We start from the raw sequence: 13501 nt of genomic DNA on the forward strand, positions 1-13501 counted from the left end.
CCGCGGGAGTCTCCGGGCCTCAGCCCTTCACCGCTCCGCTCATGATGCCCGCGATGAGCTGGCGTCCGGCGAGCAGGAACAGCACCAGCAGCGGGATCACCGAGAGCACGGCGCCGGCCAGCACGATCGAGTAGTCGACGTAGTAGCCCGACTGCAGCTGCGCGAGCGCCGTCTGCAGCGTCGGATTCGTGGGGCTGAGGACGATCAGCGGCCAGAGGAAGTCGGTCCAGGCCATCATGAACGTGAAGAGCCCGAGGATCGCCATCGCCGGTCGCGCCGCCGGGACGGCGACGGTGAGGAACGTCCGGAACTGGTTCGCTCCGTCCACGCGCGCCGCCTCGATCAGCTCGTCCGGGATCACGTCGACCAGGTACTGGCGCATGAAGAAGACGCCGAACGCGGTGACCAGCGTCGGCACGATCACGGCGCCGAGCGAGCCGGTCCAGCCGAGCTGCCGCATCAGGATGAACAGCGGGATGATGCCCAGCTGCGTCGGGATCGCCATGGTCGCGACGACTCCGATCATCAGGCCGTCGCGCCCGCGGAACCGCAGCTTCGCGAAGGCGTAGCCGGCGAGCGTCGAGAACGACACGACGGAGAGCGTGATGATCCCCGAGACGATGACGCTGTTCAGCAGCGCCGTCCAGAACGGGATCGCCGTCAGCACCTGCGACGCGTTGGCGAGGAAGTTGCCGCCCGGGACGAGCGGCAGGGTCTCGCTGCGGGTCGCGTTCGAGCCGCTCGCCACGACGAACGACCACCACAGCGGGTAGGTCGAGCCGAGGATGAAGGCGCTCAGCAGCCCGTAGGTGAGGAAGCCGGGCCGGTCGACGCGGCCGGCGCGGGAGGCGCGGACGCGGCGCACCGGGAAGGCGGCGGAGGTGGCGGGGGCGGTCATCGCTCGCTCTCGTTCTGGCCGAGGCCGGTGGTGGTGAGCAGGGGGTCCGCGGCGGCGATCTCGTCGGCGGTCGCGGGGCGGGCGGAGCGCCGCTTCGAGCGCTGCGAGATCCGGTTCTCGACGGAGGCGATCCGCCGCGAGATCGCGAAGTTCAGCAGGCCGATCAGCACGATCAGGAGGAACAGCAGCCACGCGATCGCGGCCGCCTCGCCGAAGTTCTGGCGGAAGAACGCCATCTCCCAGAGGTAGAGGACGGTGGTCTGGAACTGCCGGTCCGAGCCGCCGATGCCGCCCGCGTTCGACACGTCGAACAGGCGGGGCTCCGCGAAGATCTGCAGGCCGCCGATGGTGGCGGTGATGATCACGAAGATCAGGGTCGGCCGGATGCTGGGGATCGTGATCGAGCGGAAGCGGCGGAACGCGTTCGCCCCGTCGATCGCGGCCGACTCGTGCAGCTCGCGCGGCACGGCCTGCATGGCGGCGAGGAGGATGAGGGCGTTGTAGCCGGTCCAGCGCCAGTTGACCATCGTCGCGATCGCGACGTGGCTGGCGAGGCGGTCGTTCGTCCACTCGATCGGGCTGATGCCCACGAGGCCGATCAGATTGTTGATCAGGCCCTCCTGGTCGCTGAAGACGCTCGAGAAGATCAGCGCGACCGCGACCGGCGAGACGATGTACGGCAGCAGGACGCTCATCCGCCAGAAGGTGCTGGCCCGCAGCGCCTGGTCGAGGGCGGCCGCGAGCAGCAGCGCGACGGCGAGCTGCGGGATCGTGGAGAGCAGGAAGATGCTCAGCGTGTTGACGATCGAGTTCCAGAAGAAGCGGTCGCCGAGCACGGCCGCGAAGTTCGCGAACCCGACGAAGTCGCCCTGGCCCTGTAGCAGCTGCCAGTCGTAGAGCGACACGACGAGCGTGTAGACCAGCGGGAACGCTCCGGTGAGCGCGAAGAGCAGGAAGAACGGCGAGATGTAGAGGTAGGGCGAGGCCTTCACGTCGAAGCGGCTCGCGCGCTGGCGGAAGGTCAGCGGGAGTCGGGGCGCCGGGCGCCGCTTCCCCGCGGGGGGCGTCGCCGTGGTCGGCGGGGTGAGTGTGCTCGTCATGGCGCTCTCTTCGAGGTCGAGTCGGAGTCGGAGGGGATGCGGCGGGGCCGGAGAGGTCTCGGTCCGGCCGGCGGCAACGGTTCTCCCGTGCGGCGATGCCGGCCGGACCTCCCGTGATGGTGGGGCGTCGTCCCGGAGGGGTCAGCCCCCGGGCGTCGGCCCGACCGGATCAGTCGACGAGCTCACCGAGGAGCTGGAGCGCCTCGTTCCAGCCCTCCTTGCCGTCGATCTCGCCGCGGTCGACCTTCTGCAGGACCGGTCCGAAGACGTTCTCCTGGATCAGCGAGTCGTCCGGGCCCTTGTACTGGGCGACGACGCCCTCGGCGCGCTGCGCGAGGATCGCGCCGGTCGGGGAGTCGTTCATGCCGGGGTCGGGAGCGGCCGCGGAGGCGAGCTCCTTCTGCGCGTCGAGGGTGCTCGGGAACGGTCCGGCCGCCTCGAACGCCTTCAGCTGCTGCTCCGGCTCGCTGAGCCACGACGCCAGCGCGGCGGCCTCGGCGGGGTGCTTCGACTGGGTCGGGACGGAGAGGAACGAGCCGCCCCAGTTGGCGGGGCCGCCGGGGAAGACGTCGGCGAAGTCCCAGCCGGTGGCCTCGGCGTTCCCGCCGCCGGCCTCGACGTTGCTCTTCAGCGTGCCGAACATCCAGCCCGGGCAGACGAAGGTGGCGAAGGTCTGGTCGGTGAACGACTTGCCCTTGTTCCAGTCCCACGCCTTCTGCGCGGCCGAGAGGCCGGAGGCGGTGGCGTCGGTCAGCTGGCCCCAGCGCTCCTCGAGCTCCGGGTTGCCCTCGACGTTCAGCTCGCCGTCGGAGGTGTAGTACCCCTCGGGCAGCTGGTTGACCATGGCGTTCCAGACGAATCCGGAGTGGTCGAACCACGCCTTGCCGGTGGCGTCGTGGTACTTCTGGCCGGCGGCGAAGTAGTCGTCCCAGGTCGCGTCCGGCCCGCCGAGCATCTCGGCGACGGCGGCGCGGTCGGTGGGCATGCCCGCTGCCTCGAAGGCGGCGGTGTTGTAGCAGAGGCCCTCGGGTCCGATGTCGGTGCCGTAGCCGATGACGCGTCCCTCGGGGTCGGTCGCCTGCTCGTACTTCCAATCGACCCAGTCGGCCTTGCGGTCCTCGATGCCGTGGTCGCGCAGGTCGACGAACTGGTCCGAGACCTCCATGACGGAGCCGAGCCAGCCCTCCTCGATGGCGACGACGTCGGCGAGTCCGGAGCCGGCGGCGAGCTTGGTGAACGCGTCGGTCCGCGCGTTGCCGCCGGTGTCGATGTTGTTCGGGACGATGGTGATCCCCGGGTTGGCGTCCTCGTACTCGCCGTAGAGCTCGTCGAAGCCCATGGCGTTGAACGTGGTGACGGTCAGCTCGATCTCGCCGCCCTCGGAGGCGTCGGATCCCGACGAGCATCCGGTGACGATCAGGGCGAGGGCCGAGGCGCCGGCGATCGCCGCGGCGATCCTGGTGCGTCGTGAATAGGGCACGGTCACTCCTTCGTGATGGTGGTGGGGCACCCCTGGGAGCGCTCTCACGCGTGCTGTTCCGCGTATGTGAGAGCGCTCTCACGAGGTGTGCGGCGAGCTTACGCACGCCCCCGCGGAGAGGTCAAGCGTTTTCGAGAGAGCGCTCTCATCGATTTGATGGTCCGCGCCCAGCCGCGCGCCTCCCCGCCGCCCTCGCCCCACGAGAACGCAGAAGTCGCGGTACTCGAACGCGAGTACCGCGACTTCCGTGGACTCACCGCCCCCTGCCGATCGAGTAACGGCTACTCGACCAGCAGGGCCGACCTCAGCCCACCAGCACCGCGAAGCCCTGCGCGGGCAGCTGCACGGACACGGCTCCGGACGGCGACGTCTCGCTCACGAGCGCGCCGTCCTGCGAGTAGACGCGCAGGGTGCCGGAGCCGCCCGAGACGCCGATCGCCGTGGTGCGCACCCCGTCGGTGGAGTTGCGGATCAGCTCGGTGCGGCCGCCCTCTCCTCCGACCACGAGGCGCGTCACCAGCGGGCGCACCAGCAGCGCATCGAGGCGCGTCTGACCGCTCAGCGGGCGGACCTCGACGCTCGACGAGCCGGCCGGCACGGTGCGGCGGAGCTTCTCCGAGAGCAGCGCGCCCGACGCCTCCGTCACCCCCTGCGACCCGACGGTCGAGCGGAGCAGGTCGAGCGGCCGCTTCCCGGACGTCCAGACGCTCAGCGGCGTGCGCTCCGTACCGCGCTGCGGCTGGTCGATGACGGCCTCCACCACGCGGTCCTGCGTGGACGAGCCGATCGGGATCGACACCGCGCGGCGCGGGTCGGTCAGCGAGAGGTACGAGCCGCTCCAGCCGGCCTCCCCGGTCCAGGACGACTCGGGCGTCACGACGGTGCCGCCGCGCGCGCTCTCCGCCTCGACCAGCGTCAGCCCGTCGCGCGAGCGCTCGGTGGCGACGGAGCGGGCGCGGTCGGCGACGTCCGGGTGCTCGTCGAGCGCCAGCATCGCCAGCAGGCCGTGGATCGTGCTCTCGGCGCCGCTGTTGCGGTTGACGGACCCGTCGGCCTGGACGCCGTCGAAGACGACTCCGGTGGCCGGGTCGTAGACCGGGCCGAGGCTGCGGTTCAGGCCGAAGAACCAGGCGCCCTGCACGGCCGCGAGGTCGGTGAAGGCGCTGGAGCCGGTGGCGTCAGCCAGGGCGAGCGAGTTCTGCAGGCGGGAGTCGGCTCCGTAGGCGATCTGCACGCGGTCGGTCGGAGTGGGGTTCCAGCCGTTGTCGGGGCCGCCGGCGGTGAGCAGCTCCGGAGCGAAGCGGGCTCCGTCGACGAGCGCGGGCTCGAGGAGCGAGGAGTCGTCGAGCGCCGCGGACGACGCGGCCAGGCCGCCGGCCATCTGCGACGACCAGGAGTGCCAGAGCGTGCGCGACTTCGTCCACGGGAGGATCGCGCCGTACGGCCAGGCGGTGGTGTCCGCCTCCGTCGTCGTGGTGCGGGCGTAGGCGGCGACGCCCTCGGCGAGCTCGGCCGTGCTCGTGCGCACCGCGGAGTCGTCGGGAGCGGCCTCGAGGTAGGCGGAGAGGCCGAGCAGCGCCTCCGAGGTGGCGTCGGCGCCGTCCACGATCAGCCAGGCGGGAATCTGCACGCCGTCGGCCTGCGCGTACTCGCCGTAGCGCGTGAGCACCTCCCGGTCGACCGCCGCGACGCCGAGCCGCAGCCGATCCTGCAGGAAGGCGGCGAACTCCGGATCCGTGTCGCGGAACGCCGCGTAGCCCTCGCCGAGCGCCCAGAGCGTGCGGGCGAGCCAGTAGCTGTCCTCGGAATCGCTCGGATCCGGCAGCTCGACCGGCTCGGCGCTCGCGTTCAGCTCCCCGTCGGTCTGCATCCAGAGCACCACGTTCCCGGCGTCCTCGCCCTCGGTGGTCTGGAAGTAGGCGAGGGCGCGGAGCGTCTCGAAGGCCTTCTCGCGGCTCTCGGTCGATCCGGTCTGCTGCCAGTGGCGGAGGTAGACGACCGCGGCGCGCGAGATGTCGTCGGTGTTGAACGCGCCCTGCTCGTAGTCGCCGGTCGCCGGATCGAGGCGGCCGCCACCCACGCGCTCGAAGGCGCCGCCGTCGCGGGCGTCGGCGTAGGTCCACGGCATCACCAGGGTCGGCTCCTCGTCGAGCCGGTAGGTGGTGTGGCCGGGCTCGGGCACCGGAGTGGCGGTGTCGAGGAGGAAGTCGAGGTGCGCCGTGTTCGTCAGCGGCTCGGCCGCCTGCGCGGGGGTCGCGCCAAGGGCGAGGCCCCCGACGGTGAGGGCGGCGGCGGCCAGGACGGCCGCCGATCTGGTGAGCGTGTTCGTCATCGAACTCTCCTTGGGTGGGGTGCGGGGGCGGATCTCGATAGGCCCGCGATGCGGGCGGCTCGATCAGCGGGAGGCGCCGGTGGACTCGATCAGCGGAGTCAGCCGTCCGTCCGGACGAGGCGGGCCGCGCCGATCTTCGAGTCGGCCATGCCGTAGAAGACGTAGTGCTGTCCGTCGATCTCCTCGATCGCCGTCGGGAAGACGACGTTCGGGACGATCCCGCTGCGCTCCTCCTCCGTCTCGGCCTCGAGCAGCGGCTCGGCGGTGCGCGCGATCACCCGCGACGGGTCGTCGCCGTCGAGGAGGATCGCTCCGGCCGAGTAGTTCACGTGCTGCTGCTGCGCGAAGGCGCTGTCGATCACTCCGGTCACCCCGTGGTGGATGAGCAGCCACCCCTCGGGCACGCGCAGCGGCGCGGGGCCGCCGCCGACCTTCAGCTCCTCGAACGGGAACTCCGGGCCCGCGAGGAACCGGTGCCGCGTCCAGCGCGTGAGGCTCGCCAGGTCGCGGTCGACCTCGTCCACCGGCACGTAGCTGATCCAGATGCTCTGCCGCGGGTCCTCGATCCCGGCCGGGAGGCGCACGCCCTCGCCCGGCCGCGTCTCGCCGAGGTCCCACATCGGCCGGTGCAGCACCGCGAACGAGCGCGTGCCGTCCGGGGCGGCGACGATCTCGGGGAAGAACACGCAGTCCTTGTTGTGGAACAGGCCCAGGTCGATGTCGAGCGCGTCGTCGTAGGCGAAGGTCACCGGGCCCAGGCGCCGCCAGTCGCGGAGGTCCTCCGACACGGCGAGCGCCGTCCGGGGCCCGAGCGGCCCGTAGGCGACGTACGTCATCACGTGCAGGCCGAGCGCTTCGATGAAGGTGATCCGCGGATCCTCCACGCCGGCGTTGTGCGCGCCGCGCTCGAAGCCGCGGTCCGGCGCGAGCACGACGCCCTCGCGCTCGACTCCGACGGGCACGCCGCCCTCGACGATCACGCGGGCGAGGCCCACGCGGGAGACGTTGCCGGCGGCGACCATCCGGGGCAGGAGGTACAGCTCGCCGTCGGGTCCGCGGCCGCTGCCGGGGTTGAGCACCCCCTCGGCTTCGAGGGCGTCGCCCGGAGCGGGCTCCATCACGACGCCGACGCGCTCGAGACGGTAGGGGACTGTGGTGAGGGTGGGAGACATGGTCAGCCTTTCACTCCGGATCCGAGATCGGTCGAGACGAAGTAGCGCTGGAACACGATGAACAGCACCACGACGGGCGCGGCGAGCACGACGGCTCCCGCGAGGATCGCTCCGAACGGGTTGTCGGTCGACGACGCCACGTTCGAGATGTAGTTGGCGAGGGACACGGCGAGCGGCTGCAGCGACGCGTCCTTGGTGATGAGGAACGGCCAGAGGAACTCGTTCCAGGGGCCGATGAAGGTCAGCAGCACGGCGGTCACCAGCGCGGGGCGCACCAGCGGGAGCGCGATGGTCCACAGCAGCTTCAGCTCACCGGCGCCGTCGATCCGGGCCGCCTCGAACAGCTCCTTGGGGAGCTGCAGGAAGTACTGCCGGAAGATGATCACCGCCGTCGAGTTGATGGCGAACGGCAGGATCATCCCGAGGTGGCTGTCCGCGAGGCCGTAGTCGCGCGCGATCAGCACGTAGAGCGGGATCTGCAGCAGCTGGAACGGGATGACCTGCACCAGCAGCGCGAGCGCGAACACCGCGTTGCGCCCCCGCCACTGCAGCATCGCGAGCGCGTATCCGGCGAGGACGCCGAAGAACACCGTGCAGAGCAGCACGCCGCCGGTGAAGATCCCGGAGTTGACCAGTCCGGTGAGCAGGCTGATCCGCTCGTTCACGTTGACGTAGTTGTCGAGCGTGAGGTTGCCCGGCTCCGGGATCGCTCCCGCCAACGTGGGGTCCGGATCCGTCTGCAGGGAGCCGACGATCATGTAGTAGAAGGGGAAGAGGAAGACGATCGCGCCGATCGCGAGCACGACTCCGCGCACGATCACGGCTCCGCGGCTGGAGCCGACGGGGCGCCTCCGCGGCGACTTCTCGGGGGCGACGGCGGCGGGCACGGCCGAGGCGGCGCCTCCGGCACTGGACAGGGTGCTCATGAGTTCCTCTCCCCCGCGAAGCGGTTCTGCAGATAGGCGATGACCAGCACCAGCAGCACCAGGACCACGCCGATGGCCGAGGCCACGTCGGGCTGCCCCTGCTGGATCCCGAGCTGGTACATCAGCAGCACGGGCGAGGCGGACGCGCCGTTGGGGCCGCCTCCGCCGGTGAGGAGGTAGGGCTCGGTGAAGAGGTTCGCCCCGGTGACGGTCGACACCAGCAGCACCAGGAGGGTCGCGGGCCGCACGCTCGGCACGGTCACCGACCAGAACTGGCGGATGCGTCCGGCGCCGTCGGTCGAGGCCGACTCGTAGAGCTCCTTCGGCACGTTCTGGAGCGCCGCCAGGTACAGCAGGATGTAGAACCCGAGCTGCTTCCAGGTGACGTAGAGCGCGATGATCGGCATCGCGAGCTGCTCGTTGATCAGCCACGACGGATTCGGCGCGAGCGGCCCGAGGAGGCTGTTGACCAGCCCGTTCCCGTTGAAGAGGAACAGCCAGACGCCGACGACCGCGACGCTCGCCGTGACGTAGGGCACGTAGAAGCTGACGCGGAGGAACGTCCGCAGGTGCACGACCTTGTCGAGCGCCGCGGCGAGCAGGAGCGAGAGCACCACCGTCAGCGGCACGTTGATCACCAGGAAGATCCCGATGTTGCCGAAGGAGCGGATGACCTGCGGGCTCGAGAAGGCCGTGACGAAGTTGTCGAGGCCGACGAACGGCCGCTCCACCTGCACGCCGGGAGCCGCGAAGAAGAAGTCGTGGAACGCGATCCAGACCGAGTAGACGACCGGGAACGCGAAGACCGCGAGCACGAAGAGGAGGTAGGGGCTGCCGAACAGCAGCCCGAGGGGCTGGGGCCCGAGGACGCGGTGCAGGAGGCTCCGCTTCCCCGGTGCCCCGGCCGGCGCGGGCCGGCGGGTGAGGGTGGTCACGGCCGGGTCACTGCTGGCCGGCGAGCCCGGTGACGGTCTCGGCCGCTCCGTCGAGTGCCGTCTTCACGTCGCCCTCGCCGAAGATGACCGTCTTGCCCCACGCGTCGCGGATCGCCTGCAGCATCTGCACCGTGTTCGGGCCCGACGGCACCTCGATGGTGCGGCTCGCCTGGTCGCCGAAGCGCTGGTAGGCGGGGTTCGCCTCGAAGTAGTCGGCGTAGGTGGTCTGCAGGTCGGTGCGCAGCGGCATCTGGCCCGTGGTCTCCAGCAGCGAGCGGTCCTGCTCCTCGCTGGTCGCGAACTTCAGCACCTCCCAGGCCGTGCCCTTGTTGGCGCAGGCGGAGTAGAGGCCGACGTTCTTCGCGTCGCTGAAGGTCCACGTGTCCTCGGCGGGCGTGCCGTCGGGGGTGGGCACCGAGACGGAGCCCCAGTTCAGGTCGTCGTAGACCGAGACCGCCCACGGGCCGACGATCGACATCGCGGCCTGGCCGTCGGCGAAGGCGTCGCCCTGGTACTGCTCGCGGCCGGCGAGGCCCTGGTCGTAGAGGCTCTTCCAGAAGTCGGCGACCTCGTAGCCCTCGTCGTCGGCGAAGGTGGCCTTGCCGTCCTCGACGAGGCTCGTCCCTCCGGTGGCCGCGGCGTAGAGCGGCATGAAGTCGAACTGGGTCTGGAAGAACTCGCTGGTGGGCGCGGGCTGGATCGCGGCGGGCGCGGCACCCGACTCGACCAGCGTCTTCGACGTCGCGAGGAAGTCGTCGTAGGTCGACAGCGACGGGTTCTCGGGGTCGAGTCCCGCCTTCGCGAAGAGGTCCTTGTTGTAGAAGATGACGACCGGGTTGCTCTTCCACGGCATCTGGAAGTACTCGCCGTCGGCGTTCTGGTACTGCTCGGCGAGGTCGCCGCTGCGGGTCTCGATGTAGTCGGCGCCGCCGTCGAACTTCGAGAGGTCGACGAGTCCGCCCTGGCGCTCGAACTGGCCGACCGCGCTGGGGGCCGTGTTGAAGACGAGGCACGGCGCGTTGCCGGCCGTGATCGCGGCTCCGATGACCTCCTCGCTGCTCTTGCCCGCGGGGATCTCCTGCCCGGTGATCTCCTCGTCCGGGTGGTCCGCGTTCCACGCGTCGACCATCGCCTTGCCCCACTGCACCTCCTGCTCGTTGTTCGAGTACCAGATGGTGATCGGTCCGGTGGCGGTGAGGTCGGTCGACGCTCCACCGCCGCCGCTGCAGGCGGTGAGGGCGAGGGTCGCGAGGGAGGCGGTGGCGATCCCGGTCAGCCAGCGTCTCGTCGTCGAGGGGGCCATGGTGTTCTCCTTGTCCGGCGTGCGCGACGGTCCGCACGCGTCTTCAGTGGGTCGACGGCCGCGGAGGAGCGGTCGAGTGGCGCACCACGAGCCCGGCGGGCTCGAGGTCGACGTCGGGGGCGCTGCCGGACTCGATGAGGTCGAGCAGCGTGCGGGCGGCCTCCTCGCCCCAGTGCGCGGGGCGCGTGCGAGCCGAGGTCAGCGACGGGTAGACGTGGGCGGCGATCTCGGAGTCGTCGAAGCCCGTGATCGAGAGGTCGTCGGGGAGCCGGAGCCCGCGGGCGTGCGCGACACCGAGGCCGGCGATAGCCATCGGGTCGTTGCCGAACACGATCGCGGTGGGCGGAGTCGGGCTGTCGAGGAGCCGCTCCGTGGCCGCCGCGCCCTGCTCGGCGCTGAAGTCGGTGGCGACGAGCGCGGTGGGCTCGAGCCCCGCGTCGGTGCAGGCCCGCGTGAAGGCCTCGCGGCGGCGGGAGGAGTGGAGCAGGTGGTCCGGCCCCGCGACGTGGGCGATGCGGCGGTGGCCGAGCTCCGCCAGGTGCCGGACGGCGTCGGCGATGCCCGCGGAGTCGTCCATCACGACGGCGGGTGAGGAGGAGCCCTCGAGTCGCCCGAGCGTGACGGCCGGGATCTGCAGCTCGGCGAGCATCGCCGGTCGGGAGTCGTCCTGCCGGAGGTCGGTGAGGAACACCCCGTCGACGCGGCGGTCGGCCGCGAGCGTGCGGTAGACGGCCTCCTCGGAGGCGCCCGGATCGACCACGCTGAGCACCAGCACGCGGCCGCGCTCGGCGAGCACCCGCTCGACCCCCGAGATGAAGGAGGGGAAGAACGGGTCGGCCGCGATGACCGCCGGGTCGCGCGCCACGACGAGGCCCACCGCGAACGAGACGCTGGTGGAGAGGGAGCGGGCCGTGAGGCTGGGCCGGTAGCCGAGCTCGGCGGCCACGCGGAGGATCCGCTCGCGGGAGTCGGGCGAGACGCCCGGCCGGTCGTTGAGCGCGAACGAGACGAGCGCCTTGCTCACGCCGGCCTCTCGCGCGACGTCGAGGATCGTCGGTCTGCCCGCCATGGGAGCTCCTTCGCTCGTCGCCGCGTCTGAACCGGTTTTGTAAACCGGTTCAGAGCACCGTAGCAGGGAGGCGGGCGGAGGAGAAGAGGGAGGTGGGTGAGGCGGTGCGCGTGCCACCTGGAGCCCGTTTCCCGCCTGTCCCCGGTGCTGGGACGTGCGCACGACGGCCGGTCGCTACGGTGACGGGCACCTGTGCATGGGCGCCAGGGATGGCCGCCGAGCGAGTGGCTCCAGGCCGCTCACGGAACGGTCGTACGGCGGAATCTGAGAGCCCTCCGCGTCCCGGCTCCGGCCCGACTGCCTGGTGCTGGAGTGTCCCGGTGCCCTATGACCCCGCAGGCACTCCCCCGACCCGAGAGAGAGAACGATCATGGCCCGCCCCCCCACCGCCAGCCGCACCACGAGCGAGCAGCGCACCGAGCACGCCGAGCAGTACTCGGCCGGAGCGCGCTACGCGTCGGAGGCGTTCGGCACCTTCCTCCTGGTCGCCGGCGGCGTCGGCACCGCGGTCTTCGCCTCCGCCTTCCCCGACTCCGGCAACGCGCTCGGAGTCGGCTTCCTCGGCGTCGCCCTCGCCTTCGGCCTCACCGTGATGGCCGGTATCTACGCCGTCGGCCACATCTCCGGCGGCCACTTCAACCCCGCCGTCAGCATCGGCCTCGCCATCGCCGGCCGGACCGAGTGGAAGCACATCCCCGGCTACATCGTCAGCCAGATCCTCGGCGGACTCATCGGAGCCGGAATGGTCTTCCTCGTCGCCGCCGACGGCCCCGCCGGCTACCTCGCCGCCGCCCGCGACTCCGGCTTCGCCTCCAACGGCTACGGCGCCGGATCGCCCGGCGGCTTCGGCCTCGGCGCGGTCCTGCTGACCGAGATCGTCCTGACCGCCGTATTCGTCGCCGTCATCCTCTCCGTCACCGCCAAGAGCGAATACAAGGCCGTCGCGCCGCTCGCCATCGGCTTCACGTTGACGCTCGTGCACCTGATCAGCATCCCGGTGAGCAACACGTCGGTGAACCCGGCGCGGTCGATCGCCGCCGCGGTGTTCGCAGGGCCGGACGCGCTCGGGCAGGTGTGGGTGTTCCTGGTGGCGCCGATCGTAGGCGCGGCGATCGCGGGGGTGGGGACGAAGGTGCTGAACCGGCGGAAGTAGGAGGTTGAGGGGCGTGCCGGGCTAGGCGCGTCCCTACGGACGAGGGCACGTTGTCGCTCTCGACCCACCTCGGAGGAGAGCCGGCTGAAGCCGCGCTCCCTCAGCCTGGTCGCGGTAGCAAGTAGAGCCGTCGAGAATCGGCCTCGCCCGTCGAAGTGCCGGAGGAGGGCGGCGTGTCCGTCCTCGGCTCCTTCGAGGAGCGCTTTCTTCCCGAATCGTTCAACTGCGGTCTTGCTCCCCGAGGCGGTCTCGCCGGAGACGTGCCGATGGTGCATGCCTCCAGTGACGAGCGCGTCGAGGTGCAACCGACCGCAACTGAACTGCCGTTCGTGCGTCAAGAGACCAACACACCGTGGCGCGGCTCCGCCGACGAAACTCCCTTAGATACGCGGAGCGAGACGTCCTACTACGAGACGCCTTCCTGAAACGGGCACGCACGCGAGACCCAGTGAGCCCCAGCGAACTGCAGGCGAGGCGACCGCCGCGCGGTAGCGCACCATAGTCGCGAGACCGACGGCCTCGCGCTACCACCCGGCCACGCCCGCTGCATGGCGTAGACAACGAGACGTCTCGCATCCCCGGCATTGCAGGCCAATCGATGCGGCAAGCATTAGCATCTGTTGAGACTGGAGGATCCGCCTGCCGTCTCGATCCGTTTCCGGGGTAGCACGACGATCGGAGGCCAAGCTGTGAACGACTTTCAGACTTCCATCGTTACCGTTGCATGGCCGCTGGCAGCCCCGCTGCTGGAAGCAGCCGCGGCCAAACATGACCACTTGGGGAAAAGCGCTAGAAACGGCAGCTTTCGGTAGGGTCGCAACCATGAAGTTACCCCAACCTGTCGAGACGGTGCCCTCGTGAGTGCGCCCTGGGTGTCAGCCGACGAGGTCGCAGCCACCTCGGGGTGACCAAGGAGACCGTCTATGTCTGGATCGCGGACAAGCACATGCCGGCTCACAAGGTGGGGCGTCTCTGGAAGTTTCAGATCTCCGAAGTGGACGAGTGGGTGCGCGGGGTGGAGCTGTCACCGGGGTGAACGACCGATGAGCGCTTCAAATGTCGGTGGCTCCTGCTGAAGTTAGGCCGGTGCTAGAGTCCGGGGCGCAACAGGTTCAAACGCAGAGTTTTAGACG

The 13501-nt window shown here is 70.5% G+C and carries 12 protein-coding genes; 3 read left to right on the forward strand and 9 right to left on the reverse strand.

Annotation, left to right across the window (positions count from 1 at the left end; all coding sequences use genetic code 11):
* Positions 1-19: 19 nt before the first annotated feature.
* The 9 genes from C5C35_RS14350 to C5C35_RS14390 form a co-directional block, all read right to left on the reverse strand.
* The gene (locus C5C35_RS14350) at positions 20-898 is read right to left on the reverse strand and encodes a carbohydrate ABC transporter permease (protein WP_104223961.1); all 879 of its coding nucleotides are present in this window, start codon (positions 896-898) and stop codon (positions 20-22) included.
* Entirely contained in the window at positions 895-1998 is a 1104-nt protein-coding gene (locus tag C5C35_RS14355; protein WP_104247219.1) for a carbohydrate ABC transporter permease, read from the reverse strand. Before C5C35_RS14355 ends, C5C35_RS14350 begins: the two co-directional genes overlap by 4 nt.
* A gap of 169 nt (positions 1999-2167) precedes the next feature.
* Positions 2168-3478 carry an ABC transporter substrate-binding protein gene (locus C5C35_RS14360; protein WP_104224001.1) on the reverse strand — a complete coding sequence of 437 codons (1311 nt, stop codon included), beginning with the start codon at positions 3476-3478 and terminating at the stop codon, positions 2168-2170.
* Positions 3479-3782: 304 nt separating this feature from the next.
* A complete protein-coding gene (locus C5C35_RS14365; RefSeq protein WP_104263401.1) occupies positions 3783-5810 on the reverse strand; it encodes a hypothetical protein in 2028 nt (675 codons plus the stop codon).
* A gap of 98 nt (positions 5811-5908) precedes the next feature.
* Entirely contained in the window at positions 5909-6982 is a 1074-nt protein-coding gene (locus C5C35_RS14370) for a glycosidase (RefSeq protein ID WP_104263402.1), read from the reverse strand.
* 2 nt (positions 6983-6984) lie between these two features.
* A complete protein-coding gene (locus C5C35_RS14375; RefSeq protein WP_104263403.1) occupies positions 6985-7908 on the reverse strand; it encodes a carbohydrate ABC transporter permease in 924 nt (307 codons plus the stop codon).
* Positions 7905-8843 (reverse strand): carbohydrate ABC transporter permease, encoded by a 939-nt coding sequence (locus C5C35_RS14380; RefSeq protein WP_104223956.1) that lies wholly within the window; start codon positions 8841-8843, stop codon positions 7905-7907. Before C5C35_RS14380 ends, C5C35_RS14375 begins: the two co-directional genes overlap by 4 nt.
* 7 nt (positions 8844-8850) lie before the next feature.
* Positions 8851-10146: an extracellular solute-binding protein gene (locus C5C35_RS14385; protein ID WP_104263404.1), complete on the reverse strand. Its 1296-nt coding sequence runs from the start codon at positions 10144-10146 to the stop codon at positions 8851-8853.
* Between the two features lie 43 nt (positions 10147-10189).
* Entirely contained in the window at positions 10190-11215 is a 1026-nt protein-coding gene (locus C5C35_RS14390; RefSeq protein WP_104263405.1) for a LacI family DNA-binding transcriptional regulator, read from the reverse strand.
* A 370-nt stretch (positions 11216-11585) separates the two neighbouring features.
* On the opposite strand from C5C35_RS14390, the gene aqpZ reads away from it, so the two are divergent.
* The 3 genes from aqpZ to C5C35_RS14400 all read left to right on the forward strand — a co-directional run bounded on the left by aqpZ (position 11586) and on the right by C5C35_RS14400 (position 13404).
* The gene (gene aqpZ, locus C5C35_RS14395) at positions 11586-12368 is read left to right on the forward strand and encodes an aquaporin Z (RefSeq protein ID WP_104263406.1); all 783 of its coding nucleotides are present in this window, start codon (positions 11586-11588) and stop codon (positions 12366-12368) included.
* Between the two features lie 173 nt (positions 12369-12541).
* Positions 12542-12793 carry a hypothetical protein gene (locus C5C35_RS16750; protein ID WP_146084611.1) on the forward strand — a complete coding sequence of 84 codons (252 nt, stop codon included), beginning with the start codon at positions 12542-12544 and terminating at the stop codon, positions 12791-12793.
* Between the two features lie 479 nt (positions 12794-13272).
* Positions 13273-13404 carry an excisionase family DNA-binding protein gene (locus tag C5C35_RS14400; protein ID WP_258069077.1) on the forward strand — a complete coding sequence of 44 codons (132 nt, stop codon included), beginning with the start codon at positions 13273-13275 and terminating at the stop codon, positions 13402-13404.
* The last annotated feature ends 97 nt before the right edge of the window (positions 13405-13501 follow it).

Source organism: Rathayibacter sp. AY1F8 (assembly GCF_002932165.1).
Classification (GTDB): domain Bacteria; phylum Actinomycetota; class Actinomycetes; order Actinomycetales; family Microbacteriaceae; genus Rathayibacter.

What these genes read in the sequence shown, in the direction of transcription:
- C5C35_RS14350 (WP_104223961.1), bottom strand. Translation starts at nt 898, where the DNA reads ATGACCGCCCCCGCCACCTCCGCCGCCTTCCCGGTGCGCCGCGTCCGC.
- C5C35_RS14375 (WP_104263403.1), bottom strand. Translation starts at nt 7,908, where the DNA reads ATGAGCACCCTGTCCAGTGCCGGAGGCGCCGCCTCGGCCGTGCCCGCC.
- C5C35_RS14370 (WP_104263402.1), bottom strand. Translation starts at nt 6,982, where the DNA reads ATGTCTCCCACCCTCACCACAGTCCCCTACCGTCTCGAGCGCGTCGGC.
- C5C35_RS14365 (WP_104263401.1), bottom strand. Translation starts at nt 5,810, where the DNA reads ATGACGAACACGCTCACCAGATCGGCGGCCGTCCTGGCCGCCGCCGCC.
- C5C35_RS14390 (WP_104263405.1), bottom strand. Translation starts at nt 11,215, where the DNA reads ATGGCGGGCAGACCGACGATCCTCGACGTCGCGCGAGAGGCCGGCGTG.
- C5C35_RS14385 (WP_104263404.1), bottom strand. Translation starts at nt 10,146, where the DNA reads ATGGCCCCCTCGACGACGAGACGCTGGCTGACCGGGATCGCCACCGCC.
- C5C35_RS14355 (WP_104247219.1), bottom strand. Translation starts at nt 1,998, where the DNA reads ATGACGAGCACACTCACCCCGCCGACCACGGCGACGCCCCCCGCGGGG.
- aqpZ (WP_104263406.1), top strand. Translation starts at nt 11,586, where the DNA reads ATGGCCCGCCCCCCCACCGCCAGCCGCACCACGAGCGAGCAGCGCACC.